Source organism: Rhodococcus sp. 21391 (assembly GCF_016772255.1).
Lineage (GTDB): Bacteria > Actinomycetota > Actinomycetes > Mycobacteriales > Mycobacteriaceae > Rhodococcus_F > Rhodococcus_F opacus.
Window position 1 is genome coordinate 2,846,637 of the sequence record NZ_CP063781.1, and the last position, 25,654, is coordinate 2,872,290.

Genomic DNA, 25,654 nt, shown 5'->3' on the forward strand with positions numbered 1-25,654 from the left:
ACCCTGTGCGGTCCGAAGTCGACGGTGTTCGCTGGACCATGACGACGAGGAGACCTCATGAACGTGCAACAGACGGTGGTCGAGCACCGTTGGGTCAAGCCGCTCGATCAACTCGGATTGGCGGACGCACCATCGGTAGGGGGCAAGGCGGCCAATCTCGGTGAGCTGACGCGCGCCCGCTATCCGGTCCCCCCAGGATTTGCCGTCACCGCGGACGGCTACCTGGGGGCGATGGACGAGGCGGGAGTGCGCGACACCCTTCGGGAACACGGGTTGCCGAAAGCCGGGACCGACGACAACACCCTCACCGCAGCCTCGCACGAGTTGCGGTCGACCGTGCTCGGCGTTCCGATGCCCGCTGCCCTGCGAGCGGAAATTCTCGCTGCGTACCGTGAGCTCGGCGCGGGGGCGCCGAGGGTCGCGGTCCGCTCGTCCGCCCCCGCCGAAGACGCGGCCGACACCTCGTTCGCAGGTATCCACGACAGCTTCGTCGGCGTGTCCGGTGACGACGCGCTGATCGAGGCAATCGGCAAATGCTGGGCGTCGCTGTGGTCCGAGCGCGCACTCACCTACCGCAGCGTTCAGGGAGTGACCGACGAGCCGTCGATCGCGGTCGTCGTCCAGTTGATGGTGGACGCCGACCAGTCGGGCGTGGTCTTCACCGCAGATCCCAGAACCGGCGCACGCGATCGCATCGTCGTCGAAGCCGCGACCGGACTGGGCGAGGTCGTGGTGGGAGGCCAGGTGGAGCCGGACACCTATGTGGTGGCGAAGTCGGGATTCGCAGTGATCGACGCCCACATCGGGTCACAGTCCTTCTCCATCACCGCGGATGACGAAGGGGAGCACTCGGTAGAGATTCCCGCCACGGCACGAGGCCGACGCGTTCTCACCGACCAGCAGCTCGAACGATTGGCGTTGCTCGCCGTCGCTGTCGAAGACCATTATCACGTCCCCCAGGACCTCGAATTCGCGTTCGCCGCAAATCGGTTGTGGATCGTCCAGACCCGCCCCATCACGACTCTGGGACAGCCCCGGGCTCGCACGGAGGAACACCGCGAATCGACGAGCAAGGCCCTCGTCCACGGGCTCGGCGCAGGCCCCGGAACGGCGACCGGCCGCGTCCGCATCCTGCGGTCCGTGTCCGACGCCCACCGGTTGTCCGACGGAGAGATACTCGTCGCACCCATGACACGCCCCGACTGGCTTCCCGTGCTGCGCCGTGCGGCGGCAATCGTCACGGACGGCGGCGGGATCACCTGTCACGCCGCCATCGTCGGTCGCGAACTGGGACGTCCCGTGGTCGTCGGTACCCGGACCGCCACCACCGAACTCGTGGAGGGGGCGATCGTCACGGTCGACGGTGATTCGGGAGTGGTCTACGACGGAGCGGTATCCGCCTCTGCACCGGAGTCCTCGGCGAAGGGTGCCGTTTCCGCACCGCGACCGGCGACGGAGCGGACCGGTACGGGGTCCGCACCGGAGGCGACGGCCACCTCCGTGTACGTCAACCTCGCCACACCGGACGCCGCCGACCGTGTGGCCGCTTCCGACGTCGACGGAGTGGGGTTGCTGCGCGCCGAGTTCATGATCATGGACGCGCTGGGTGGGACACACCCGGCAGCGATGATCGCGCAGGGACGCCGCGACGAGTACGTGGCCGAGATGGCGGCGGCGGTCGAACGCATCGCCGCCGCGTTCACGCCGCGCCCCGTCATCTACCGGGCGATCGATCTACGCACCAACGAATTCGCCAACCTTTCCGGTGGCGACGTGGAGCCGCACGAAGACAACCCGATGATCGGCTACCGCGGCTGCTTCCGCTACGTGCGCGAACCCGAACTGTTCCACCTCGATCTCGACGTGCTGTTCACCGTCAGGAAGCGCTACCCGAACGTGCATCTGATGATCCCGTTCGTCCGCACCCGGTGGGAGCTCGCTCAGTGCCTTGCCGACCTCGACTCCCATCCACTGGGCGCGGATCGCCGCATGCACCGATGGATCATGGCGGAGGTCCCCTCCGTCGCGTACTGGATTCCGGAGTACGCGGCCCTCGGCATCGATGGCGTCTCCATCGGTACCAACGACCTCACCCAACTCGTGCTGGGAGTCGATCGGGATTCCGAGATCTGCCGGGATTTGTTCGACACCATGGACCCCGCCGTACTCGACACCATCGACGTCATCATCGAGCGTGCCACACGTGCCGGGCTCACCACCTCCCTGTGCGGGCAGGCAGTGTCGACCAACCCCGCTCTAGCAGAACATCTCGTACGCAACGGCATCACCTCGGTGTCAGTGGCACCGGACGTCGCCGCCATTACGCGCCACAACATCGCGGCCGCGGAACGCAGGATCCTGCTCGACCGAGCGAGGTCAGACCTGCGAACGTCCGCGGATGGGGACCGGCGAGGAGGAACCCGATGAGCGAACCCGTCGCGACACTGATCAGCAGCACCGGCGACTCCGTCACCGTGCACGGTCCCGGTGGCACCGACACGGTGCTGCCGGTCGCCGTGTGGCAGCTGCCCGACGCCCGTCAGGTGGTCGTGGTGGGGGAGGGCGGTCCGCTCATCGTCGCCGATATCGACGGGGCGCACCTCGCCGAGGCGATCCAGTCGAGATGGCCCGGCGCCACCATGCTGGAGCGCCGCACCCGTCCCATCGCCTCGACAGGTGACCCACGAGCTTATGACGCCGTGTACTGTCAACTCGCGCTGGATGGTTCACGATGCGATCCGAACTACGCGGAACTGAGCGCGGCCGGTCTCCATCTCGCACACGCCTGACTATCCGACGATGGTGCCCGCGGCGGATCCGTCGGTGAGCAGTTGATAGAACCTCTCGACGTCGGATCGCCGGCACAGGGCGGTGCCCGGTGTCTGCAGCATGGCCGCCCCCGCGGCGATCCCGTACCGCACCGAGTCGCTCAACGAACGACCGTGTGCCAGGCCGCACACCACACCGGCGACCATGCTGTCGCCCGCACCGACACCGCTGACCACCGGGACTTGGACCGACGGGAAATACTCGTCGCGGTCTCGCGTGACCAGCAGAGCGCCATCGGCACCGAGCGAGAGGACGACGACCTGGGAGATCCCCCGGTCGATGACTTCCCGAGCCGCAGCCACCTGGTCGTCGATCGCCGACAACTCCCGCCCCGTCCAGTCCCGGAGTTCGCGAATGCTCGGTTTGACGAGAAACACACCACCCCGAAGTTGTCTCAGGGCCGGACCGGACGTATCGACGATGACTCGCGCACCGAGGTCGCCGACGACGTCCGCCACCTGCTGGTAGAAATCGGCGGGCACACCCGGCGGCAGACTTCCGCTCACCACCACATAGTCGGCGCCCGACGCGACCTCGATGACCAGGTCGAGACAGGCCACCTGTTCCCTTGCGGTCACTGTTGGTCCCGGCAGGACGAAACGGTACTGCAGACCCGTCTCGTTCTCGTTGATCGTCAGGCTCTCCCGTGTGGAACCGCGGATCGTCAGGCTCCGGATCTCGACACCCTCGGTGGCCACGAGATCCTCGAGGGCCCGGCCGGTATGGCCGCCCGAAGGAAACACCGCCGTCGCGGGAGTTCCGAGAACGTGCAGTACTCGGGCCACGTTCAGTCCGCCGCCGCCGGGATCGCGGCGAGGTGCGCCGCAGCGCACCTTGTCGGTCGGCACCACCCGATTCGTGCTCGTGGTGATGTCGAGCGCAGGATTCATCGTCAACGTCACGATGTCGGGCATGGGCTCTCCTGTCGTCGGGCACGCCGGGCGGTTACCGGCGAACGGTAGCTGTGACTACTCATCTCGCCACCCCGACGTGGAATGCCAGATCCGCTCCGCCGTCTGCACGCTGTCCCCGGCGGCCGTGTCCGTGTCGACCGCGGTGGCCGAGGGCCACGCCGTGGCACTCGCGGCCATCGCGTCGTACACCACGGGGGTGGCGTCCGAGTCACCGGTGGGACGGCTCCCGATTCTCGCGATCGCCACGGCGCGTGGTGCCCTGCATTCGAGTTCGACGAGATCGCTGTGGGTGCAGGAAGCGACGAGCGCAGCGCGCTCCCGGAGCATCGGGTGGGTCCACGACGCATCCAGCACGACCGACCTTCCCGCCGTGAGATGGTCGCGAGCGCGCCGCAGCACCTCGGCGTAGGTGTGGTCGGTCATGGTGCGGCTGTACAGGCCCTCACCGAATCCGGCCACCTGACCGGAATGCGGATCGAGGCCGGCGAGTTCCTTGCGGACGCGGTCGCTGGAGATGACGACGGATCCGGTGACGTCAGCCAATCCGCGTGACAGCGTCGACTTTCCGGTGCCGGGCAGCCCACCGACCAGAGCCATTCGCACGGTTCCGGCGCGCAGATGCCGCAAGGCCAGGCGGCAGTGCGCCCGGGCATCCTCGCGGGCAACGCGGGAGCCCTGCGTGTACCGCAAACAGGCCACCTTCGCGCGGACGAACGCCCGATAGGCGATGTAGTGATGCCGCAACGATGTCGGGGGCTGGTCGTGTGCCGCGGCGCAATATCGATCGAGGAACCGCAACCCGAGGTCCTCGCGTCCCAGGTACTCGAGATCCATGGCGAGGCATGCCGCGTCGTCGATACAGTCGACGTGGCGTAGGTGGTCGTCGAAGTCGAGACAGTCGAGAATGCGCGGCCCATCGTCGAGGCAGAAGATGTCGTCCGCCAGAAGATCGCCGTGACCATCGACTGTCCGGCCTTCCCGAATACGGTTCTCGAACAGGCATTTCCGCCCCTGCAGATACCTGAGGGCCCGTCGCTCCACCTCGTCGACGTCCGCCGCCGGGAGGACATCGCACCGGTAACTCGTCACCTCGGAGACGTTGGCGCACCACCGCGCGGCCACCGCTCCGGGCATGGCGTCACGATCGATGTCCGCGGACTGGTCCGCTCCGGCATGGAATCGGGCGACGACGGCGGCGATCACATCCACGTGTGCGGTGGCGTCACCGCCCCCGCCGAGCAGCCGGGTCAGTCGTCGGTCCGACGGCATCCGGCGCATCTTGACCAGCGCTTCGGTCGGTCCTCCCGCCGGGTCCGTCAAATCGGCGACTCCGAGATACACGTCGGGGCACAGCCTGCGGTTCAATGTCACTTCACGCTCACAGGCCGCGCGACGCCTTTCGGCGGTGCCGAAGTCGGCGAACGCCGTCCGGATCGGCTTCTTCGCCTTGAAGACGACATCACCGACCATGACGACATAGGCCGTGTGCGTCTCGACTCCGTCCATCTCGAGGCCACCGACTGCCTGCGGTGGCGAACACCTCTGAGTTCTCTCGGTCGCCGACATGATGGTGCGTCACATCACGACGGGCCGGGGCAGCGCCGAAGGTCCGTCAGCCTGCGCGTCCTCATCGAGGTCGAGGTCGAGATGAAGCGTGGTCCCGTCACGACGCAGCGCGTGGGCCCACCCCCGCTCTCGGATCACCTCGAGCATCACGGTGTTCCGCGCCAGCACCTCCGCCGTCATCCGCCCGATACCGTGCGCCCTCGCTGCGTCGACGAGCCGGGTCAGCAGCATCGTTCCGATTCCGTGCGATTGGTAATTGTGATCGACCACCAGCGCGAATTCGACCAACGGGGCGTCGTTGTCCAACTGGTGTACCGGGCTCACGTAGTTCGCGACTCCTACCAGGACGCCACCGATGTAGGCGCCCAGTGCGCAATGCCCGGGGTCTTGCCGGCACAGTGACGCGGCCAGATCCCCGAGATGCGTCGGACGGGCGCCGAAGAACCTCAGGTAGGCGTCGTGCTGGTCCATCCGCTCGTGCAGAGACTGCACGTCGTCTCGGTCGGTAGGTCGAAGGGAACGCACGACGACACCCGTGGTGACCGCGCGTGGCATCCGGGTTTTCATGCACCGTCACCTCCGTCGTCGGCCGTCGGAATTCATTCAAGCGTGGGAGGCGGACGCGGCGTCAGAGCCTTTGGTCCTCGACTACGGTCCTTCGCCTCTATTGCCGGTGTCGGTGGGTTCGCGATGCTGAAGGAAACCAAGGACGCCCACCCGGCATCGAAGGATCCTCGAAACGCAATGACCAGCACGAACAGTGACAGGGAGACCACGTCGATGGTGCACGCGCAGGCCCCGGTGGTGGAGCGGCTGATTCCCGAGTTCGGGGGGAGTTTCACGCGGGACGCGATTGCCCGGACAGTCGCGGGCAGCATTTCGGATCTCGCGGGGGTGCCGATCGCCGACATACCGGAACTGGCCGAGCGAGTTGCCCGGCAACGGCTCTTCACGGCACTCGAACGGCATCCTGAACGGTCGCCGTCCGAGCGTTGTGATCCCACACCGCGCAACCGAGTGATCGTGGCCCACCGATCCGGGGGACCGGGCCCCGTTACCGAGCGTCACCACACAGCAATCGAACAGGAGTGGCCATGACGGACCAGTGGCACGGGCGCGATGTGCAGGGGCCCGGAGCGGCGGTGACCAGACCGCTGCCCGCGACTATGTTGCCTGTGGAGATCGAGATATACGAACCCGACGCGGAGCCGACCCGTTCCCGGGCCAGGGCGCGCCTGCGTACACACGACAAGACCCTCCTCGAGGGACGGGGAGAGGCCAGCTGCCACTCTCGACACGGCACAGTACAGGTCAGCCGCGAGATGGCCGCTGCTCGTGCATTGACCGACTTGGCGCACCAATTGTTCGAGCTGGCAGCCACAGAGGACGCGGCTGCATGCGGACGCGGATTGTGATCAGCGGCCATGAGCATCACTCCCACATCGCCGTCCACCAGTGGGGTGGCACCGAACTTCACCGACTACGACGATGAACGGTCCCGGTTTTCGTGGTCTGCCATCGAGCGTCGACTCGGGCCGGCCCCCGGTGGCTGCAACATCGCGTATTACGCGGTCGACCGCCACGACTGTGGGCCGCAGCGGGACAAGGTCGCGTTCCGGTTCGTGGGTCCGAACAAGGGCGCCGGCGAGCTACCCGTCACCGAGGTCACCTTCGGTGACTTCGCGCACCGAGTCCGCAAGTTCACCGCCGTGCTGCGCGGACTCGGCGTGGGGAAGGGCGACCCCGTCTTCGTGTTCACCGGTCGTATCCCGGAGCTGTACGTCAGCATCCTCGGGGCGTTGCGCAACGGAAGCGTGGTCTCGCCGTTGTTCTCCGCCTTCGGCCCCGAGCCGTTGGCCACGAGACTTCGGCTCGGCGACGCCCAAGTCCTGGTGACCACCGAGCAGCTGTATCGGCGGCGGGTGGAGAAGATCCGCGACTCGTTGCCGTCCTTGCGCCACGTGCTGGTGGTGGGGGATGCCGGTTCGATCACCGACGTTCCGGACACGCTCGACTTCCACAGCATGATGGTGGACGCCGACGGGGACTGCGATATCACCCCGACCTGCGCCGACGATGTTGCCCTGCTACATTTCACCAGCGGAACGACCGGTACCCCGAAGGGCGCGGTCCATGTCCACGGCGCCGTGGCCACCCATTATGCGACCGGGTTGTTCGCCCTGGACCTGCATCCATCGGACGTATTCTGGTGCACGGCGGATCCTGGCTGGGTCACCGGCACGTCGTACGGGGTGATCACACCGTTGCTGCACGGCGTGACGTCGATCGTCGACAGCAACGAATTCGATGCCGAACGGTGGTACCGCATCCTCGAGGAGCAGGCCGTCACGGTCTGGTACACCGCGCCGACCGCGATCCGCATGCTGATGAAGTCCGGGCCGGAGTTGGCGCACAAATACTCCTACCCCCACCTGCGGCTCATCGCCAGTGTCGGCGAACCACTCAACCCCGACGCCGTTCTGTGGGGACGAGACGTGCTCGGTCGGCCCATCCACGACAACTGGTGGCAAACCGAAACGGGCGGCATCATGATCGCCAACACACCCGGTTTCGCCATCAAACCCGGATCGATGGGACGACCCCTCCCGGGCATCGACGCCGCCATCGTCCGACGCACAGGGGACGGCGGCATCGAAACCGTCGAAACACCGAATGTGGAGGGGGAACTCGCGATACGCCGAGGCTGGCCCTCGATGTTCCGCGGTTACCTGCACAATGACGACCGGTACCGGCGCGCCTTCGCGGGCGACTGGTACCTGACCGGCGACTTGGCCAAGCGCGATGCGGACGGCTATTACTGGTTCGTGGGTCGGGCCGACGACGTCATCAAATCGGCGGGTCACCTCATCGGTCCGTTCGAGGTGGAGAACGTCCTCATGGAGCATCCCGCGGTCGCCGAAGCGGGAGTCATCGGCAAGCCGGATCCGATCGTGGGTGCCGTGGTCAAAGCCTTCGTGTCCGTGAAGACGGGCTGGAACGCGGACGACGCCCTGCGCCGTGAACTTCTCGGGTACTCCCGCAAGAAACTCGGCGCCTCGGTCGCCCCCAAGGAGATCGAGTTCGTGGAGGTTCTCCCGCACACACGGAGCGGCAAGATCATGCGCAGGCTGCTGAAGGCACGCGAACTGGGTCTGCCGGAGGGGGACACATCGACTTTGGAGGTGGGCGGATGACTGCCCCGGACTTTCCCTACGACAAGGCGTTCGCGGTCGAGTTGCTGACGGACATGCTGCGCATTCGACGCTTCGAGGAGAAGGCTGCGGAGCTGTACGGCGCCCAGAAGATCCGCGGGTTCCTGCATCTGTATGTGGGGGAGGAAGCGGTCGCGGTCGGGGCCTTGCATGCCCTGTCTCCGGGCGATGCGGTGGTCGCGACCTACCGCGAGCACGGCCACGCGCTGGTGCACGGTGTCCCGATGAACTCGATCATGGCCGAGATGTTCGGGAAACGCGAAGGCTGTTCGAGGGGGCGAGGCGGATCGATGCATCTGTTCGATGCCGCCACCCGGTTCTACGGGGGCAATGCGATCGTCGCCGGCGGTCTGCCGCTCGCGGCCGGTCTGGCGTTGGCCGACAAGATGCAGGGTAAGCGCCGAGTGACGGCCTGCTTCTTCGGCGAGGGCGCGATGGCGGAGGGCGCCTTTCACGAGACCATGAATCTCGCATCGCTGTGGCAGTTGCCGGTGCTGTTCTGCTGCGAAAACAACCTGTACGCCATGGGCACGGCCTTGTCCCGCTCGGAATCTCAAACGGATCTGTGCGTCAAAGCCGCGTCGTTCGACGTCCCGACGCTCAAGGCGGACGGCATGGATGTGATTGCCACCCTGCACGCGGCCCGCTCCGGCGCCGCGCACGTCCGCACGACCGGCGGCCCATTTTTCATCGAATTCCAGACGTACCGATTTCGTGCCCATTCGATGTTCGACCCGGAACTGTATCGCGACAAGGCGGAAGTGGAGTCCTGGAAGGAGAGGGGTCCGATTCACACCTTCTCGGCGCGGCTCAAAGCGCTCGGGCTGTTCTCGGAGGAGGAGTTCCTCCGCATCGACGACCGCGTCATGTCGGAGGTCGATGCCGCGGTGAACTTCGCCGAGGCAGGCACCTGGGAGGCGCCCGGGGACCTCCTGCGCGACGTGCTCACGCCGGCGCGAACAGAGGAGGCGTCGTGAAGATCAGTTACCGGGACGCGATGCGGGAAGCGATCCGTGAGGCGATGCACTCCGATCCGCGGGTGTTCCTCATGGGTGAGGATGTCGGACGCTACGGCGGCACGTACGCGGTGTCCAAGGGCCTGCTCGCCGAATTCGGGGACGAGCGGATCCGCGACACTCCGCTCTCGGAGTTGGGTTTCGTGGGAGTGGGGATCGGGGCGGCCGTGGGCGGGATGCGCCCGATCATCGAGGTGATGACCGTCAACTTCAGCCTGCTCGCGCTCGACCAGATCGTAAACACCGCGGCGTCGCTCCGGCACATGTCGGGCGGACAATTCTCCGTCCCCGTGGTGGTGCGCATGGCGACCGGCGCCGGCAGGCAACTCGCCGCGCAGCATTCGCACAGCCTCGAGAACTGGTACGCCCACATCCCCGGAATCCGGGTCCTGGCGCCCGCGACAGTGGCGGACGCGCGCGGCATGCTCCGACCGGCCCTCGCGGACCCCGATCCGGTGATCATCTTCGAACACACCCAGCTGTACAACTCGTCGGAAGACCTCGAGGGGCCCGTCCCGGTCGACATCGACTCGGCAGCGGTACGCCGGGAGGGAAGCCACATCAGCCTGATCACGTACGGCGGGTCGCTGCCCAAGGCCCTCGCCGCCGCCGACGTACTGGCAGAGAAGGGAATCGCCGCCGAGGTCGTCGACCTTCGGGTGCTGCGCCCCCTCGACACCGACACCATCGCCGCGTCGGTCCGGAAGACACACCGTGCCGTCGTGGTCGACGAGGGCTGGCGCACCGGCAGTTTCGCGGCGGAAGTGATGGCGCAGATCGTCGAACGCGAATTCTACGAGCTCGACGCGCCACCTCGCCGCGTGTGCAGCGCCGAGGTCCCGGTCCCGTACGCCAAGCATCTCGAATACGCGACCCTTCCTCAGGTCGAGACCATTGTGTCCACGGCGTGGAATGTGATCGGCGATCGGTAGGAACGAGGCATAGCCATGTTTGATTTCACGCTGCCTTCCCTGGGCGCCGACATGGATGAGGGAACGTTGACGGACTGGTTGGTCAAACCCGGTGACGAGGTCGAGCGCGGTCAGGCGATAGCGACGGTCGACACCGTGAAAGCGGCCGTGGACGTGGAGATCTGGCAGAGCGGCACCGTTCACCGGTTGCTCGTCGAGCCCGGAACGACCGTGTCGGTCGGAACCCCGTTGGCAACGCTGTCGAGTCCCGGAGAATCACCACCGCCCGAGCGGCCGTCTGCCGATGCGGTGCCCGGCACCACCACGGTCGCCACCGCACCGGAACCAGCACCGGCACCGGAACCAGCACCGGCACCGGCACCGGCACCGGCACCGGCACCGGCACCACGGCGCAAGGTCTCGCCCAGGGCGCGCAGGGAAGCGGAAAGGACAGGGATCGATCTCGCCGGTGTCACCGGGACAGGCGCCGGTGCTGCGGTCACGCTCGACGACGTTCAGCGCGCGGCAGCCCACAGCATCGAGCCTGGACCGTCCGAGGCGAAGGCCAAGGCCGAGGCCAAGACCCGCGATATGCGTCGCGCGATCGCTGCTTCCATGAGCCGCTCCAAGCGGGAGATCCCGCACTACTACCTGATGGACGAGATTCCACTGCGGACGGCGACGGACTGGTTGCGCACCGAAAATGCCGCCCGCCCGATCACCGAACGAGTCCTCCTCGCCGCTGTGCAACTCAAGGCGGTGGCGCTCGCTGCCCAGCAGTTCCCGGACCTCAACGGGTTCTGGCTGGACGGCGAGTTCCGGCCGGCACCCCACATCCACCTCGGGGTGGCGATCTCTCTGAGAGACGGAGGTCTGGTCGCTCCCGCGGTCCACGACACCGCCGACAAACCCCTCTCCCAGCTGATGGTGGAACTCGGCGATCTGGTGACCCGGGCCCGTGCCGGTTCGCTGCGCAGTTCCGAGATGTCGGACCCGACGCTGACCGTGACGAACCTCGGGGAACGTGGGGTCACCTCGGTTTTCGGTGTGATCTATCCGCCTCAGGTGGCGTTGGTGGGTTTCGGGAGGCCCAGTGAACGCCCCTGGGTGTTCGACGGAGATCTGCAGGTCGCGACGGTCGTGACAGCTACCCTCGCCGCCGATCACCGTGCCAGCGACGGAACACGGGGCGCACAGTTCCTGACCAGAATCAACGAACTGCTCCAACAGCCGGACAAGTGGTGAGGACGACAGATGAACAGCGAGACGATCGACTCGAGAGTCATACGCGCATTGCGGGAGATCGCGCCGGAGATCGAGGACGAGGAACTGTCCTCGGATGTGCCGTTACGCGATCAGGTCGATCTGGATTCGATGGACTGGCTGAACTTCCTCGTGCGCCTGCATGCCGTATTCGGCGTCGATATCCCGGAATCCGACTACGCGACACTGGTGACCGTGGAGGACATCGTCGAATACATTGCCTCGCAAACACACACCTGAGGGCGACGCGGCTACTGCGGGACCTCGGCGGGCGACCGGGGCGCAACGCTCCCGGGTGTCCGTCGCCGGTGCCACCGCCACGCTTCGTCACATCCCCAGACGATGAACGGCAGCGGAAGGAGCCACAGCACCTGATGCCACTGCGGAATCACGGTTCCGAAGATATGTCGAAGCACCGGCACCGTGACGACCAGCGCGGCGAAACACACTTCGAAGGCGATTCCCCACAGCAACAGGGGGTTGGACGCGACTCCAACCTTTGCGAGCGATGCGTGCTCGGTTCGCGAGGCGAACGCAGTGCCGATCTGGCAGGCGACGATGCCGAGGAAGCTCATCGTCGTCGCCGATTGCCAGGTGTGGTGCAGGATTCCGGCACCCACATCGGCACCCAGATACCAGCCACCTTCGAGAAGTGTCGCGAAGAAGAGCGTCATCACCAATACTGCCGACACACCTCCCAGCAGACCCCACGACCGGACGAGGATCCCCCTGTCGACCACGTTCTGGGTGCGCTTGCGTGGACGCCGATCCATCAGGCCCGGTTCGGCCTTCTCACGGCCCAACGCCAGCGCCGGTAAGGTCTCGGTGCCCAAATCGATGGCGAGAATCTGCATCACCGTGAGGGGAAGGGGTACCTGTCCGCCGGACAGTGCGTAGACGAGGAACGGCACCACCTCGGGGGTGGCGTGCGCGAAGATGTAGACGATGAACTTGCGGACGTTGTCGTAGACCCTCCGTCCCGCCTCGACGGCGCTGACGATGGTCGCGAAATTGTCATCGGTGAGGACCATCGTCGCGGCCTCCCGCGCGACATCGGTGCCCGACTTACCCATCGCCACACCGATATCGGAACGGCGCAACGCCGGTGCGTCGTTGACGCCGTCACCCGTCATCGCGACGACCTGCCCGCTGTCGCGCAAGGCATCGGTGATCCGCAACTTCGCCTCTGGTGAACTGCGCGCGAAGATGAGTTCGACGTCGGTGGCGAGCAACCTGTCGAGATCGGGTTCCGGCATCTGCTCGAGTTCCGAGCCGGTGACGACCCGTAGACCTGCGTGCCCGATCCCTACGCTCTGTGCGATCCCTCGCGCGGTGAGGCCGTGATCACCGGTGACGACGATGATCCGAATTCCCGCAGAATGACACCTGGCCACGGCCGCCGCTACCTCCGGACGCGGAGGATCGAGCATTGCCGCGATTCCGAGGAGGGTGAGATCGCTCTCCGCCTCTTCCCGCGTCAGTCCCGGGTGAGTGCCCGCGTCGGTGTCGCGCTCGGCGACGGCAAGCACACGCAAACCTTCGCGAGCCCAGTCGCGTACGAGATTCGCGGTGAACTCCCGATCGGAACTGGTGAAGGCCGGGTCCACACCAGCGGGACCGGCGATTCGGGTACACCGGTCGAAGATCTCTTCGGGTGCTCCCTTGGCATGGATGTGCAGCGTGTCACCGATACGATCGACGGTGGACATCCGGCGCAGCTCCGGGTCGAAATGGAACTGCGACACCCGGATTCCGTCAGCGTCTTCTGTCGAGGCTCCCAAGGACAGCGCTGCGTGCAGCAATGCCACCTCCGTCGGATCACCGGATTCGGCACCGGTACTCGAGATGCGGATCTCCGCGCTACAGCACGCGACGACAGCCCGGGCCGTCCGACTTGCCGAAGCGTCCGGTGCCGGAACGGGGACGGCACCGTCGAACGTCACGACCCCGTCAGGGGTCCACAACCTGGTGGTACGCATCCGATTCATGGTCAGGGTGCCGGTCTTGTCGGTACAGATGACGCTGGTGGAGCCGAGTGTTTCCACAGCGGAGAGACGTTTGACCAGGGCGCCCTGTCTGGCGAGGGTACGCACGCCCACCGCGAGAGCCAACGTGATCGTCGGCAGTAGGCCCTCCGGCACGTTGGCGACCAGGAGCCCGATTGCGAAATTGACCGAATCGTCGAGCGACAACCCCGCCATGAGCGTCCCCAGCGGGATGAACGCCAGACCCATCGCCACCGCAACCGCCGCGATCAGCCAGGCCACGCGTTTCACCTGCTTTTCGAGGGGGCTTTCCTCATGGCCCACGCGTTGTGACAGAGCCGCGATGCGTCCGAGTTCGGTGTGCATTCCTGTCGCGAACACGACCGCGGTGGCATCGCCGCCCACCACATTGGTGCCGCTGAAGGCGATGTCCGCGGCCTCGATCAACGGTCCCGTCGTCGACCCGGCGTCGAATCGGATCAAAACCGGTACGGACTCACCGGTGAGAGTCGACAGATCGACCTCGAGCGATCCCGACAGGAGTCGCGCATCGGCGGACACGCGGTCGCCTTCGGTCAGGAAGATCACGTCGCCCGGCACGAGCGACCGGACGTCGACCGTCTCCGTCGTTCCCTGACGGGCGACGCGCGCCCTGGTTGGCAGAAACGCCGCCAGTGCTTCGACCGCCTGCTCGGCGTGTCGTTCCTGCACGAACGCGAACGCGGCGTTGAGCAGGATCACGATGACAATCGCGACACCCAGCGGCGCTGAGCCGCTGAAGACGGCGAGTACGGCAGCCATCCACAAGAGCAGCGCCAACGGATGCGTGAATTGCCGCAGTAACTGCCGGGGCCAGGTGCGCCCGCGATGCCGAATCAGTTCATTGGTCCCGTAGACGAGTGTTCGTCGCTCCGCTTCCCTCCGTGACAGTCCATCCCGTCTGGTGCGGAGGTCACGCAGTAGCCGGTCGGTCGACTCCTGAGGGTCCACGCGAGCTGTCTTCGTCGGCGTCACCATCGCGCGCTCCTGGTCGTCGGGTCGATCCGGTAGGGATCACGTGGGACGGGCCCGGCGGGGTTCTTCTCCGACGGTGCGCCATCGACGGTTGCGGGGAAAGGGACCTTGGTCCTCTCTTACGGTCGCACGCAGCCCGAACCGGGTCCGGGCTGCGACGATGGAGACACGCGTCCTCACGCGTCGGCCCTCGACGAGGGAAGGCATATGCACGACACACGAACCCGCGAAACGTGGAATGCGCGCCTGACGAGGCTGTTGGCACCCACCCTGCTCGCAGTCACGTCGGTGGCGCTCGTGTCCGGCGTGGTGGCCACTTCGCTCGGTCGGCCGAGCGTCGCGGACGCGTGCTGGGCGATCGGCACGGTGGTGTCCCTGGCGCCCGCTGTGGGCTGGGTCGTCGTGGCACTCCGTCAGCGCACAGCTGGTGTCGACCTCATCGCCGTGCTCGCCCTCGCGGGAACACTCGCGGTCGGCGAGTATCTGGCAGGTGCCCTCATCGGGTTCATGCTCGCGACGGGGCGCACGCTCGAATCCGCGGCGGAGCGGCGCGCGTCACGCGATCTGCGCGCCCTCCTCGAACACGCACCACGACGAGCACACAAACGGATCGGCCACGACGTCGTCCTCGTCCCCTTGGACGAGGTCGAGCCCACCGATCTGCTGGTCGTCGCCTCCGGAGAGGTTGTCCCCGTCGACGGCGTCGTCGTCGCCGACCGATCGGCCGTCCTCGACGAGTCCGCGCTCACCGGGGAGTCTCTCCACGTCGAACGACAGGTCGGGGAGTCGGTGCGCAGTGGGGTGGTGAACGTCGGATCGACGATCGAGCTGCGCGCCACCGCGAGCGCCGCGGACAGCACCTATTCGGGCATCGTCCGACTGGCGCAGGAGGCCGCTGCCGACAAGGCACCGATCGTACGGATCGCGGACCGCTTCGCCGTCTGGTTCCTTCCCCTGACCCTCCTGGTGTCGTCCGTCGCATGGTGGCTGAGCGGTTCCGCCGTGCGCGCGGTCGCAGTTCTCGTGGTCGCGACCCCGTGTCCGTTGCTGCTCGCCGCCCCTGTCGCCATCGTGTCGGGGCTGTCCCGCGCCTCACGGATCGGTGTCGTCATCCGCGGCGGTGGAGCACTGGAAACACTCGGGCGAGCTCGGACCCTGGTGATGGACAAGACGGGAACCCTGACGACCGGCAGGCCATCGGGACTCGACGTCGCAACCGCCCCCGGCCACAATCCCGACGAGGTACTCCAACTCGCCGCAGCCGTCGACCAGCTGTCACCCCATGTTCTCGCCGAGTCGATCGTCCGCTTCGCGAGGGCACGGGGCTGTCCGCTTCCACTGCCCACCGATGTCAGCGAGCAGGCGGGGACCGGGGTCACCGGCATCGTGAACGGTCGTGCGGTGAAGGTCGGTTCGGATCACGGCGTGTTGCCGGACTGGGCGGAGGCCGTCTCGACGCGATCGGCCCTGGACGGCGCGGCGGTGGCCTGGGTACAGGTCGACGACGCACTGGTAGGGGCGATCCTGCTGCGGGATCCTCTTCGTCGAGACGCGCCTCGCACATTGCGGCGATTGCGGGCAGCCGGACTGGACCGACTGATCATGCTGACCGGAGACCGCCGGGCGCCCGCCCTCGAAATCGGATCCATCGTCGGACTCGACGCCGTGCTCGCGGAGCAAACTCCCATGGACAAGGTGGCAGCAGTTCAGGCGGAGAAGCGCAAGGCTGTCACGATCATGGTGGGGGACGGGATCAACGACGCCCCCGCCCTGGCGGCGGCGTCGGTCGGAGTGGCGATGGGGGCGCGGGGAGCCACGGCCAGTTCGGAGGCTGCCGATATCGTGCTGACGACCGATCACCTCGCCCGGTTGGCGGACGCGATGGAGATCGCACGACGGTCGAGGCGGATCGCGATCCAGAGTGCCGGGATCGGCATGACGCTGTCGCTGCTGGCGATGATCGCCGCGGCGTTCGGCTGGATCGCTCCCGCGCCCGGCGCCCTGCTGCAGGAAGGAATCGACGTGGCGGTCATCCTCAACGCCCTGCGCGCCCTTCGCGGCGGCCGGTCCTCCGAACTCACGGTGACGCGAGAAACCGGCCTGCTATTGCAGCGTTTCGATCGCGAGCACGACGATCTGCGGGGAGCGCTGGCGCTGATACGTGACGCTGCAGAGCGGGTGACCGCCGAACCCGGAACCGAGACACTGGCGGCGGTGCGTAGAGCACACACCGTCCTGGTGGAGCAGGTCCTGCCCCATGAACGTGCCGAGGAGACCCAACTGTATCCCGCGCTGGCGGACGCCTTCGGAACGGCGGAAGCCACCGCCCCGATGAGTAGGGCTCATGCGGAGATCGATCGACTCAGCCGGCGCCTGGGAACTCACCTCGGCGCGGTCGAGGCGCACGGCGAAGTCCGCCCGGACCAGCGTGATGACCTTCTCGCCTGCCTGTACGGGTTGTATGCGGTGCTGCGTTTGCATTTCGCCCAGGAGGAAGAGGACTACTTCGCCCTCGCCCCGAGAATCGACGACGAGCACTGACAGCCGTCGGCGCTACCGGACGACGAGGATCGGGCAGCGGACGGAGTGCATCAAGGCCCTGCTCGTGGATCCCAACAACATACTGGTGAAGCCGCCGCGTCCGCGGCTGCCCACGACGAGAAGTCGCGCGTTGTCGGCTTGTTCGCGCAGGTTACGCACCGGTCGGTCCATCACGACCATCGTCCGAACCTTGACGTCCGGGAAATCCTCGGCCCGGCCGGCGAGACTCTCCGACAGGAGGGCCGTTTCCTGGGTGACGACCTGCTTCCACCCGGAGACGCTACCGCCCTCGTGGTGCACGGGGAGGTCGACGTCGGACCAGGCGTGAACGGCCACCAGTTCGCACTGCCGCAGGGCGGCCTCCTCGAACGCCATCGAAATGGCGGGCTCGCTGTGTGCCGACCCGTCCACACCCACGACGACGGGCCCCTCGAGTCGGGTGACCTCGGAATCGGGAAGCCCGCGGATGACCGCCACCGGGCACGGTGCGTGGGTGGCGACCGCGGCGCTGACCGATCCCAGGAAGCCGCGCTCGATGATTCCCTGCCGGTTCGAGCCGACGACGACCATCGCGGCGGATTTCGATCTTTCGAGGAGTTCACCGGCCGGCGTTCCGGTGCAGAGCGTGGTGTGAATGTCGAGGGAATGCCCGGGTACCGCTCGGGCGGCGATTTCCGCCGCGGCAGCCAGCCGGTTCTTCCCGTTGCGTTCCTCGTCGTCGAAGAAGCTCTCCGGCATGCCGATCGGGACACCGTAGGCGCCGGGCACGAACGTGGTCGAGACCACCGACAGTGGCGCATTACGCAACGCCGCCTCCTGTGCGGCCCACGCGACTGCCTGGAGGGACGACGGTGAACCGTCTGTTCCGACGACGATCGGGCGGCGGGCGGTCATGGTGTTCTCCTCGGGGGCAACGCGCGGCAGGAGTTGCCGCTACCTCTCATCGTTACGGTGCCTCCGACGCCGGCGTAGGGGAGAAGGTCCCCACCTCGGCGGACGGGCGAGCCGATCCCGGCTCAGGGCAGTGGAGCCGACCACCGGAGAGTGGTTCCGCCGCCGGGGGTGGTGTCGATGGTGAAGCGCCCGTTGACTTCCTGTGCTCGGGCAGCCAGATTGTCCAGGCCACTTCGGGAGACGCCCTCCGGAAACCCTTTGCCGTCGTCCGCGACCTCGATGACGAGATCGTCGTAGACGGAGATGCTGACGGTGACTGTGCCGGCCGCTGCGTGGCGCACCGCGTTGCTCAGTGCCTCACGCAGGACCGCCTCGGCATGTTCGGCGAGCACGGCATCGATGACCGACAGCGGCCCGGACATGTGCACGGTCGTGCGCAGCCCTGAATCCGCGGTGATCTCGGCGATGATCTCGTGCAACCGCCGCCGGAACTGGGTCACGGCACCCGAACCGCCGTGAAGGTCGAAGATCGCGGTACGGATGTCACGCACGATATCGTGAAGATCGTCGACCGACTGCACGAGTCGCTGCTTGACCTCGGGTGACTTCGCCCTCTGCAGAGTGCTCTGGAGCGACAGGCCGACCGCGAAGAGCCGCTGGATGACGTGGTCGTGGAGATCCCGCGCGATCCGATCCCGATCGGACAGCACGTCCAATTCGTGCATTCGGCGCTGACTGTTGGCGAGCTGCAGCGCGACGGCCGCCTGATCGGCGAACCCCGACATCAACGCCAGCTGGTCCTCTGTGAACGGCGCTGCGTCGGCATGACGGAGCACCACCAGCACACCGGCCACCGATTGCGTTGCACGCAGCGGCAACGCCAGCGCCGGACCGAACCGGGTTCCCGTCTCGAACCCGGGATCGAAGGCTAGAGCGTTGACGCGGAGCGGTGTCCGATCACGGAAGGCTTCGCCGGACGTCGACCCTTCGAGTGGAATCGTTCGGCCGATGCGAGCCGACACCGTTCCGGCGGACGCGGTGACCACGAGTTCGGTGACCTCGTCCGATGGGATGTCGGGGTCGTCCGGCACCGCGAGAAAAGCGCTGTCGGCATCGGTGAGGGAGAGCGCGTCGTCGGCGATCACCTGCAACACCTCGGCGGTCTCGCTGCCCGCGAGTAGTTCGGTCGCTATCTCACGCGTCGCCTCGAGCCACGCCTGCCTCGTCCGGGACTCCTCGTACAGGCGGGCGTTCTCGATCGCGATCCCGGCGGCGGCCGCGAGTGCGCGGAGAAGGACCTCGTCGTCCTCGGTGAACTGTGCACCGTTCGCCTTCTCGGTGAGATACAGATTCCCGAACGCTTCGTCCCGGATCTGAATAGGAACGCCCAGAAACGTTTTCATCGGCGGATGGTGGTCGGGGAATCCTACCGAGGCGGCGTGATGGGAGAGGTCGTCCAACCGGACCGGTTTGGGATTGGTGATGAGGAATCCGAGGACCCCGCGGCCACGGGGCAGGTCACCGATCCGTTCGCGCATTTCCTCGTCGATGCCCTCGAAGACGAACTCGCTCAGCCCCTCACCGGGGGCGAGCACGCCCAGCGCACCGTATCGGGCGTCCACCAGGTTGATCGCGGCGTGGACGATGGTGCGGAGCGTGTTGTCGAGGTCGAGGCCCGAGGTCACCGCGAGCATCGCCTCGAGGAGTCCGTCGACGTGCTCGCGGGCATCGACGATCAGCGCGATGCGTTCCTGCACTTCGGTCAGGAGTTCACGGAGCCGAAGCTCGGACAGGCTGCCGAGCAGCGGACCCGGGTCACGCTCATCGGCTTGACGGGTCACACCACGCATTGTCCCACGTCGCCGGTGCGCTGCGGGTCGGAAGCCGTGATCGGGCTCAGGGCCTCGACTGTGAGGTGTCGGACGGTCTCGACGGCATCTTCGTGGCAAGTACCGCTGCCTGAGTCCGGCGTTCGACTCCGAGTTTGGTCAGCAGCCTGGAGACGTAATTCTTGACGGTTTTCTCCGCGAGGAACATCCGTGCAGCGATCTGACGGTTGGTCAGCCCTTCACCGAGCAGGGCGAGGAGCGTCCGTTCCTGATTGGTCAGGTGCCCGAAGATTCCGTCCTTCTCACTGGCGTCCGCGCGGATCTTCATCATCAGGGCAGCGGCCGCACGGCTGTCGAGGAGCGACTTTCCTGCCCCGACGTCGTGGACCGCCTGGGTCAATTCCATACCGCGGATGTCCTTCACGACGTATCCGCTGGCCCCGGCGAGAATCGCGTCGAGCATCGCCTGGTCGTCCGTGAACGAGGTCAGGATGAGACAGTGCAACTCCGGCATCAGTGAGTGCAGTTCGCGGCACAGTTCGATTCCGTTGCCGTCGGGGAGCCGCACGTCGAGGACCGCGACGTCGGGTTTCAAGGCCGGCACTCGTGCCATCGCCTGGGAGTAGGACGCGGCTTCACCGACGACCGTCAGATCGGGGTCGGCTGTGAGGAGGTCCGCGATTCCGCGCCGGACGACCTCGTGATCGTCCACGAGAAAGACGTTGATCATGCCGCAACCTCCAGTCGTGCTGTGTGATCGCTCCGGAAGATCAGATTACGCCGGGATCAGGTGGCGCCAGAAGCGCCGGCGCGGGGCCACCGACGGTCATCGAGTGGCGGGACGAACCGGGCGCATCCCGTGCCGGCGTGGTCGGTGGGGCATCAACATCGCCACCGCCAGGCCGACGGTGGCGACCAGTGTCGCGGCCGCGCCGACTCCGACGAGGGGAGTCGCCAGCCAGGCGCCGAGCAGGACGACCAGGCCTGCGGTCACCGCCCCCGACAGCAACGCCAGCACCAGCCCGATCGGGTGGAGGTACAGGAACTCGCCGGGTTCGCCGTCGCGCGGGCGACGGTCCTCGCGCGGCCGCGGTGCGGTGGGGTGACGTTCGAACATGCGGTCCTCACTCCTTCGCCGACGGGTGGTTCCGATGTGGTGTGTCGGCCTCTTCCACAACGGTGCGATAACGGCGCGCGCGTTTCCAGGGCCGAAAGTCACCAGGTCAGTGTTGCCGGGTTTTTGCGGGCGACCAACGACATGTGACGCCCGGCCGGGCCTCCGATGCCGGTCCGGCCCGGTCGTCCCTGCCAATGACCTTGTGCCCTAGGCCGTTCACCTCGTGCGCGCAAGACTCGAACACAGGAGGACCGTTCCGAGGAGGGCGTGATGACCATCGATCAGGCACTGCGCTGGTGGCGTCTGGCGCCGTGGAGTCGAAACCCTCTGATGCGGGGCACGGATCGTGTCGACTCCGTCGTCGCGGCCGTCCTGATCGCCTTCGTCCTGATCGTGGTCCCGTTCGCGGCGGCGTTCGGAACCGTGACCTACACCGGCTTGGCCGAACGGTCTCACGCCGAACTGCAGACCAGGCACGCACAGTCCGCCGTTCTCGTCGAGGACCCACGGCCGGTGGTGGTCGCCGACGCGCACAGCCGCTCACCGGACACGCAGGACCGTGCGACAGCGCAGTGGACGGCACCGGACGGCACCCTCCGCTCGACCGACGTGGAGACCGCGCCCGGGACGCACCGCGGCGACACGGTCACGGTGTGGGTGGACACGAACGGGAACGTCGCCGCCGAGCCCCGGTCGGGAATGCAGAACGCGGCGATCGCCGTGAGCGCGGCCCTGTCGGTGTGGGCGGGCGCGGCGGTCGGCGCCCTCCTGCTGTACTCCGGGGTGCGGTGGATCAGCGGCCGAAGCCGGATGCGGCAGTGGGATCGGGAATGGAACGATCTCGGTCGCACACCGGGATGGCCGGTCAGTTGACCGACCGACGCGCCGGTCGTGAACGGCCCGCCTCGACGATGCCTAACCCAGACTGACCGTGCACCCCGGTTCCAGCCGAACGACCTGATCGCGACACGAGATCTCGATCGCGCGTTGATTTCCGGCGCCCGCGCTGACCTGAACGCGCCGACCGCTGATCGTCAGCCACAGCTGGTGCCCGCGATAGACGATCGGAAACTCGAGCGCACCGAGCGTGTGCGGCCATTCCGGGCTGAACACGAGGCGGTCACCGCGCGTTTCCAGTCCCGTGAAGCAGCGCTGCAGCAGGTCGATGCTTCCCGCCATCGCCGCCAGGTGGATCCCCTCGGAAGTCGTACCTCCCTGGATGTCCGTGATGTCGGACGCGAGCACCTTCTCGAAGAATTCCATGGCCTTGTCACGATTGGCGCGGGCCAGCACCCAGGAATGCACCACCGCGCTCAGCGTCGAACCGTGCGAGGTCCGGGCGATGTAGTAATCGATGGTGCGCGGTATTGCCTCCGGTTCGAACTGATATCCGAGTCGCTCGAACAGATCACGCAGTTCGTCGGCGGACAGCAGGTAGAACAGCATCAGAACGTCGGCCTGCTTCGACGCCCGGTACCGGTTGACGTCATCCCCCTCCGCCTCGAGGATGCGGTCGAGCCGTTGAATGTCGACGTACCGCTCCCGGTAGCCGGCCCAGTCCAGTTCCGCCAACTCTTCGTACCCCTCGAACTGACTGATGACCCGATCGTGGAAAGGAACGAACATTCGGCGGCTCACGTCCGCCCACCGCGCCATCTCGTGGGAATCCAAGCTCAGAGAGTCGACGAGATCGGACCGGTTCTGGGTCGGAATCGCATCGAGCGCCTCGATCGCCCGGAGGATCACCCACACGGCCATGACGTTGGTATACGCGTTGTTGTCGACTCCCTCGTGCGGTGCCTCGGGGTAGCCGGAATGAAACTCGTCCGGTCCCATGACTCCGCGGATCGTGTAGCGACCGCGGGTCCCCTCGTAGGAGGCGAGGCCGGCGAAGAATCGGGCTATCTCTACCAGCATCTCGGCGCCGAAATCACTGAGAAACTCCAGATCCCCGGTGACCTGGTAGTAGTGCCACACGTTATAGGCGATCGCGATGCCGATGTGGTGTTGACGCCAACTCGGGTCCGGGAGCCAGCGACCGGACCGCGGGTTGAGATGCACTTGCTGGCTTTCCTCCCGGCCGTCGCTACCCGACTGCCACGGGAACATCGCGCCGCGGTAGCCGGCCGCCCGCGCAGCGCGGCGGGCCTCCGGCAAGCGACGGTACCGGTAGCGCAGCAACGACCGGGTCAAGGTCGGCACCCGCAGGTTCAGGACCGGGAAAACAAACAATTCGTCCCAGAAGACGTGCCCCCGATACGCCTCGCCGTGCAGTCCTCGGGCCGGCACACCGACGTCCAGGTCGGCAGTGTTCGGCGACACCGTCTGCAGCAGTTGCATCTGATGGAGCCTGGCGATGCGCAGGACGTCCTGGTAATCACCGAGGGTGATGCCGATACGGTCCCACAGGTGCTCCCAGGCCAGCACATGACCGTCCAGCACTTCCTCGAACCCGCCGATCGACGGCACCCAGCGTGCTGCTTCCTCGGCCGGCTCGGACAGGGCGTGATCGCGCCCCGTGAACACTGTCACCATCTTCTCGAACGTCACGGACTCACCCTCGCCGACGTCTACCGTGATGTCGTGGCCTATGCGGCCGTCGCGGTCGAGCAGACGGTACGTGGACGCGCGGTGTCGGTCGTGGGGCGACAGCGTGGTTCGTGCCGCCATGGACACCGGTATGCCCGATTGATTGGTCTGCATCGCCAGCAGGACGGAGTCCGCCGACAGCGCGCCGGAACGGAGTAGCACGAGATGCTCGGCGGCGAGATCACGGTACCGCTCGACGAGGGTGTTGCGCACCGAACCATCCAGAGCCGAACGCAATTCGAACGAGCCGGACCAGTTCTCCGCGATGATCGTCGTCTGCAGCGCACAGACGTGGGGTAAGTGCATGGCAACGAATCTCCGCTGGATGACCGACGTCGTGCGCCCGGCGTCGTCCCGGTACCGAAACCGGCGGGTGAGCACGGCGCGACGCAGATTGAGGTACTGGCGGTACTCGAGCAGGTCGACGGTATCGACGTCGAACCACGGCCCGCCCTCGATACGAAAGGTCGTCGTCAGCCAATTCGGTGCATTCACCATGCTTTCGTTCACGATCGCCATCCCGCCACGCTCGTCGCTCAAGCGGTTGTACACACCCGCGAGATAGGTGCCCGGGTAGTGGACGGTGCCGGCGGTTGCTTCGGGGGCGCACCCGCGAGTGGCGAAGTAGCCGTTCCCCAGAGTGCAGATGGCCTCCCGTAGCTTCTCGGTCGCGGGTTCGTAGCCGTCGAAGAACAGCATCCATGCATCGGCCGCGGACGCGGTCTCGGGGTCGCGGCCGAGAAGATCCCCCAGCCGCTGCAACAGTTCGCGAACCTGAGCCGGATCGTTCACGGCGAATTTTGCCGCCGACCGTCGATCCCCGATCTCACTGCTGCGGACGACGATCCCCACCCCGGTCGCCGACACGGCGTCGAATGCGTCCTCGTCGGTGAGATCGTCACCGACGTAGATCGGAAGTAGGGATCTCGCGTCGTGGATGTGCTCGAGGACCCAGTTCAGTGCGCGTCCCTTGTCCCAATCGACGTCGGGACGGAGTTCGACTACTTTGCGCCCACCGGTGACTCTGAGCCGGACCTCCCCGGACGTGGCGACGTCACGGACCGTGGCGACGACCTCGTCGATCCGGTCGGCGGCAACATTGCGATAGTGCACGGCGACGGTGTACTTCTTGGGCTCGATCAACACGCCCGGCACGTCGCGGAGGCGGTCGGTGAGCGCGCGGGTGGCGTGATGCAGTACCGGTACCGCGGCGAGAGCGTCAGGGTTCTCGTAGTACTGCCCCTGCGGCCCCGCCAACTCGAAGCCGTGGCTGCCCGCGTACCAGATCTCCGCCATGCCGACCCGTGCCTGCACATCCGCGAGGTCGCGTCCACTGATCACGGCCACCGGGCATTCGCGTGTCAACCGGGCCAACTCGGCGGCCACACCGTCGACCAGAACGGCCGCCGACGGATCGGACACGATATCCGAGAGGGTGCCGTCGAAGTCGAGAAACACAGCGGGCCGGCGGACACGGAGGAGGGCGGTGAGTTCGTGCCGAGACGTCAGCGCGTCCGGAATCTCGGACAACCGGAGATCGCCTGCGCGGACCTGGATCTCGGAGGTGTCGGCGACGACGATGTCTGCTCCACATCGACTCAGCCTGTCGGCGCGACGGTCGGGAGCGACCCCGATGACGAGAGCGAAGCCGCCACGGCTGGCCGCGGCTGCCGTTGCTCCTGAGGTCGTGACGACCACCGCACTGCCCGGACGCGCCCCCAGCCGATCGGCGGCGTCGGCCGGCGACGCGCCTGCGACCCGAACGGGAAACACCTCGGCGATCCCAGCGGAGTCGAGCATCGGCTGAACGTCGCGATCGGACGAGAAGATCGCTGTCGCCACCCCGAGACTCTGCAATCGACGGACGAGTGCCATCGTGGTGTCGGCCCCGGCGGACTCGGTCGTCACGACGTCGAGGTCGAGGATCACCGCATCGTGCCGACGCAGATCGATCGCAGTCTGTGCCATGGGCTC

The 25,654-nt window shown here is 66.7% G+C and carries 20 protein-coding genes; 11 read left to right on the plus strand and 9 right to left on the minus strand.

Annotation, left to right across the window (positions count from 1 at the left end):
• Positions 1-57 precede the first annotated feature (57 nt).
• Together ppsA and GO592_RS13345 are read left to right on the plus strand one after the other, a co-directional pair.
• Positions 58-2,427 (plus strand): phosphoenolpyruvate synthase, encoded by a 2,370-nt coding sequence (gene ppsA, locus GO592_RS13340; protein WP_007298880.1) that lies wholly within the window; start codon positions 58-60, stop codon positions 2,425-2,427.
• Entirely contained in the window at positions 2,424-2,789 is a 366-nt protein-coding gene (locus GO592_RS13345) for a hypothetical protein (RefSeq protein ID WP_007298879.1), read from the plus strand. Before ppsA ends, GO592_RS13345 begins: the two co-directional genes overlap by 4 nt.
• On the opposite strand, the gene GO592_RS13350 is transcribed toward GO592_RS13345, so the two are convergent.
• The 3 genes from GO592_RS13350 to GO592_RS13360 form a co-directional block, all read right to left on the minus strand.
• Positions 2,790-3,743 (minus strand): 1-phosphofructokinase family hexose kinase, encoded by a 954-nt coding sequence (locus GO592_RS13350; protein ID WP_007298878.1) that lies wholly within the window; start codon positions 3,741-3,743, stop codon positions 2,790-2,792. It lies immediately after the preceding gene.
• Positions 3,744-3,797: 54 nt separating this feature from the next.
• Entirely contained in the window at positions 3,798-5,249 is a 1,452-nt protein-coding gene (locus tag GO592_RS13355; protein WP_007298877.1) for a bifunctional aminoglycoside phosphotransferase/ATP-binding protein, read from the minus strand.
• 69 nt (positions 5,250-5,318) lie between these two features.
• Positions 5,319-5,876, minus strand: coding sequence for a GNAT family N-acetyltransferase (locus GO592_RS13360; protein WP_007298876.1), 558 nt, complete (start codon positions 5,874-5,876; stop codon positions 5,319-5,321).
• A gap of 177 nt (positions 5,877-6,053) precedes the next feature.
• Between GO592_RS13360 and GO592_RS13365 the strand changes: the two genes are divergently transcribed.
• The 7 genes from GO592_RS13365 (at position 6,054) to GO592_RS13395 (ending at position 11,951) form a co-directional block, all read left to right on the plus strand.
• Positions 6,054-6,407 (plus strand): three-helix bundle dimerization domain-containing protein, encoded by a 354-nt coding sequence (locus GO592_RS13365; protein ID WP_007298875.1) that lies wholly within the window; start codon positions 6,054-6,056, stop codon positions 6,405-6,407.
• A 68-nt stretch (positions 6,408-6,475) separates the two neighbouring features.
• Positions 6,476-6,724 carry a dsRBD fold-containing protein gene (locus GO592_RS13370; RefSeq protein WP_039952077.1) on the plus strand — a complete coding sequence of 83 codons (249 nt, stop codon included), beginning with the start codon at positions 6,476-6,478 and terminating at the stop codon, positions 6,722-6,724.
• Positions 6,725-6,733: 9 nt separating this feature from the next.
• Positions 6,734-8,503 carry an acetate--CoA ligase gene (gene acsA / locus GO592_RS13375; protein ID WP_007298873.1) on the plus strand — a complete coding sequence of 590 codons (1,770 nt, stop codon included), beginning with the start codon at positions 6,734-6,736 and terminating at the stop codon, positions 8,501-8,503.
• Positions 8,500-9,498, plus strand: a complete 999-nt coding sequence (pdhA, locus tag GO592_RS13380; protein WP_005563393.1) for a pyruvate dehydrogenase (acetyl-transferring) E1 component subunit alpha — start codon at positions 8,500-8,502, stop codon at positions 9,496-9,498. The genes acsA and pdhA overlap by 4 nt, the downstream gene beginning before the upstream one ends.
• A complete protein-coding gene (locus GO592_RS13385; RefSeq protein ID WP_007298872.1) occupies positions 9,495-10,469 on the plus strand; it encodes an alpha-ketoacid dehydrogenase subunit beta in 975 nt (324 codons plus the stop codon). The genes pdhA and GO592_RS13385 overlap by 4 nt, the downstream gene beginning before the upstream one ends.
• 15 nt (positions 10,470-10,484) lie before the next feature.
• Entirely contained in the window at positions 10,485-11,693 is a 1,209-nt protein-coding gene (locus tag GO592_RS13390) for a dihydrolipoamide acetyltransferase family protein (protein WP_007298871.1), read from the plus strand.
• A gap of 9 nt (positions 11,694-11,702) precedes the next feature.
• A complete protein-coding gene (locus GO592_RS13395; RefSeq protein WP_005261629.1) occupies positions 11,703-11,951 on the plus strand; it encodes an acyl carrier protein in 249 nt (82 codons plus the stop codon).
• A gap of 11 nt (positions 11,952-11,962) precedes the next feature.
• Here GO592_RS13395 and GO592_RS13400 read toward each other — a convergent pair whose 3' ends face one another.
• Positions 11,963-14,713, minus strand: a complete 2,751-nt coding sequence (locus GO592_RS13400) for a cation-translocating P-type ATPase (protein ID WP_039952041.1) — start codon at positions 14,711-14,713, stop codon at positions 11,963-11,965.
• A gap of 204 nt (positions 14,714-14,917) precedes the next feature.
• Between GO592_RS13400 and GO592_RS13405 the strand changes: the two genes are divergently transcribed.
• Positions 14,918-17,251, plus strand: coding sequence for a heavy metal translocating P-type ATPase (locus tag GO592_RS13405; protein WP_007298869.1), 2,334 nt, complete (start codon positions 14,918-14,920; stop codon positions 17,249-17,251).
• 12 nt (positions 17,252-17,263) lie between these two features.
• Here GO592_RS13405 and GO592_RS13410 read toward each other — a convergent pair whose 3' ends face one another.
• From GO592_RS13410 to GO592_RS13425, 4 genes are all read right to left on the minus strand, one after another.
• Positions 17,264-18,145 (minus strand): universal stress protein, encoded by an 882-nt coding sequence (locus tag GO592_RS13410; protein WP_007298868.1) that lies wholly within the window; start codon positions 18,143-18,145, stop codon positions 17,264-17,266.
• Positions 18,146-18,267: 122 nt separating this feature from the next.
• Positions 18,268-19,995 carry a GAF domain-containing sensor histidine kinase gene (locus GO592_RS13415; protein ID WP_039952039.1) on the minus strand — a complete coding sequence of 576 codons (1,728 nt, stop codon included), beginning with the start codon at positions 19,993-19,995 and terminating at the stop codon, positions 18,268-18,270.
• Between the two features lie 46 nt (positions 19,996-20,041).
• A complete protein-coding gene (locus GO592_RS13420) occupies positions 20,042-20,704 on the minus strand; it encodes a response regulator transcription factor (RefSeq protein ID WP_007298866.1) in 663 nt (220 codons plus the stop codon).
• A 96-nt stretch (positions 20,705-20,800) separates the two neighbouring features.
• Positions 20,801-21,091 carry a hypothetical protein gene (locus tag GO592_RS13425; RefSeq protein WP_007298865.1) on the minus strand — a complete coding sequence of 97 codons (291 nt, stop codon included), beginning with the start codon at positions 21,089-21,091 and terminating at the stop codon, positions 20,801-20,803.
• 270 nt (positions 21,092-21,361) lie between these two features.
• Between GO592_RS13425 and GO592_RS13430 the strand changes: the two genes are divergently transcribed.
• Positions 21,362-21,964, plus strand: coding sequence for an Rv1733c family protein (locus GO592_RS13430; RefSeq protein WP_007298864.1), 603 nt, complete (start codon positions 21,362-21,364; stop codon positions 21,962-21,964).
• Between the two features lie 42 nt (positions 21,965-22,006).
• Here GO592_RS13430 and otsB read toward each other — a convergent pair whose 3' ends face one another.
• The gene (gene otsB / locus GO592_RS13435; RefSeq protein ID WP_007298863.1) at positions 22,007-25,648 is read right to left on the minus strand and encodes a trehalose-phosphatase; all 3,642 of its coding nucleotides are present in this window, start codon (positions 25,646-25,648) and stop codon (positions 22,007-22,009) included.
• Between the last annotated feature and the right edge of the window lie 6 nt (positions 25,649-25,654).

What these genes read in the sequence shown, in the direction of transcription:
- ppsA (WP_007298880.1), top strand. Translation starts at nt 58, where the DNA reads ATGAACGTGCAACAGACGGTGGTCGAGCACCGTTGGGTCAAGCCGCTC.
- GO592_RS13345 (WP_007298879.1), top strand. Translation starts at nt 2,424, where the DNA reads ATGAGCGAACCCGTCGCGACACTGATCAGCAGCACCGGCGACTCCGTC.
- GO592_RS13350 (WP_007298878.1), bottom strand. Translation starts at nt 3,743, where the DNA reads ATGCCCGACATCGTGACGTTGACGATGAATCCTGCGCTCGACATCACC.
- GO592_RS13355 (WP_007298877.1), bottom strand. Translation starts at nt 5,249, where the DNA reads ATGGACGGAGTCGAGACGCACACGGCCTATGTCGTCATGGTCGGTGAT.
- GO592_RS13360 (WP_007298876.1), bottom strand. Translation starts at nt 5,876, where the DNA reads ATGAAAACCCGGATGCCACGCGCGGTCACCACGGGTGTCGTCGTGCGT.
- GO592_RS13365 (WP_007298875.1), top strand. Translation starts at nt 6,054, where the DNA reads ATGACCAGCACGAACAGTGACAGGGAGACCACGTCGATGGTGCACGCG.
- GO592_RS13370 (WP_039952077.1), top strand. Translation starts at nt 6,476, where the DNA reads ATGTTGCCTGTGGAGATCGAGATATACGAACCCGACGCGGAGCCGACC.
- acsA (WP_007298873.1), top strand. Translation starts at nt 6,734, where the DNA reads ATGAGCATCACTCCCACATCGCCGTCCACCAGTGGGGTGGCACCGAAC.
- pdhA (WP_005563393.1), top strand. Translation starts at nt 8,500, where the DNA reads ATGACTGCCCCGGACTTTCCCTACGACAAGGCGTTCGCGGTCGAGTTG.
- GO592_RS13390 (WP_007298871.1), top strand. Translation starts at nt 10,485, where the DNA reads ATGTTTGATTTCACGCTGCCTTCCCTGGGCGCCGACATGGATGAGGGA.
- GO592_RS13395 (WP_005261629.1), top strand. Translation starts at nt 11,703, where the DNA reads ATGAACAGCGAGACGATCGACTCGAGAGTCATACGCGCATTGCGGGAG.
- GO592_RS13400 (WP_039952041.1), bottom strand. Translation starts at nt 14,713, where the DNA reads ATGGTGACGCCGACGAAGACAGCTCGCGTGGACCCTCAGGAGTCGACC.
- GO592_RS13405 (WP_007298869.1), top strand. Translation starts at nt 14,918, where the DNA reads ATGCACGACACACGAACCCGCGAAACGTGGAATGCGCGCCTGACGAGG.
- GO592_RS13410 (WP_007298868.1), bottom strand. Translation starts at nt 18,145, where the DNA reads ATGACCGCCCGCCGCCCGATCGTCGTCGGAACAGACGGTTCACCGTCG.
- GO592_RS13415 (WP_039952039.1), bottom strand. Translation starts at nt 19,995, where the DNA reads ATGCGTGGTGTGACCCGTCAAGCCGATGAGCGTGACCCGGGTCCGCTG.
- GO592_RS13420 (WP_007298866.1), bottom strand. Translation starts at nt 20,704, where the DNA reads ATGATCAACGTCTTTCTCGTGGACGATCACGAGGTCGTCCGGCGCGGA.
- GO592_RS13425 (WP_007298865.1), bottom strand. Translation starts at nt 21,091, where the DNA reads ATGTTCGAACGTCACCCCACCGCACCGCGGCCGCGCGAGGACCGTCGC.
- GO592_RS13430 (WP_007298864.1), top strand. Translation starts at nt 21,362, where the DNA reads ATGACCATCGATCAGGCACTGCGCTGGTGGCGTCTGGCGCCGTGGAGT.
- otsB (WP_007298863.1), bottom strand. Translation starts at nt 25,648, where the DNA reads ATGGCACAGACTGCGATCGATCTGCGTCGGCACGATGCGGTGATCCTC.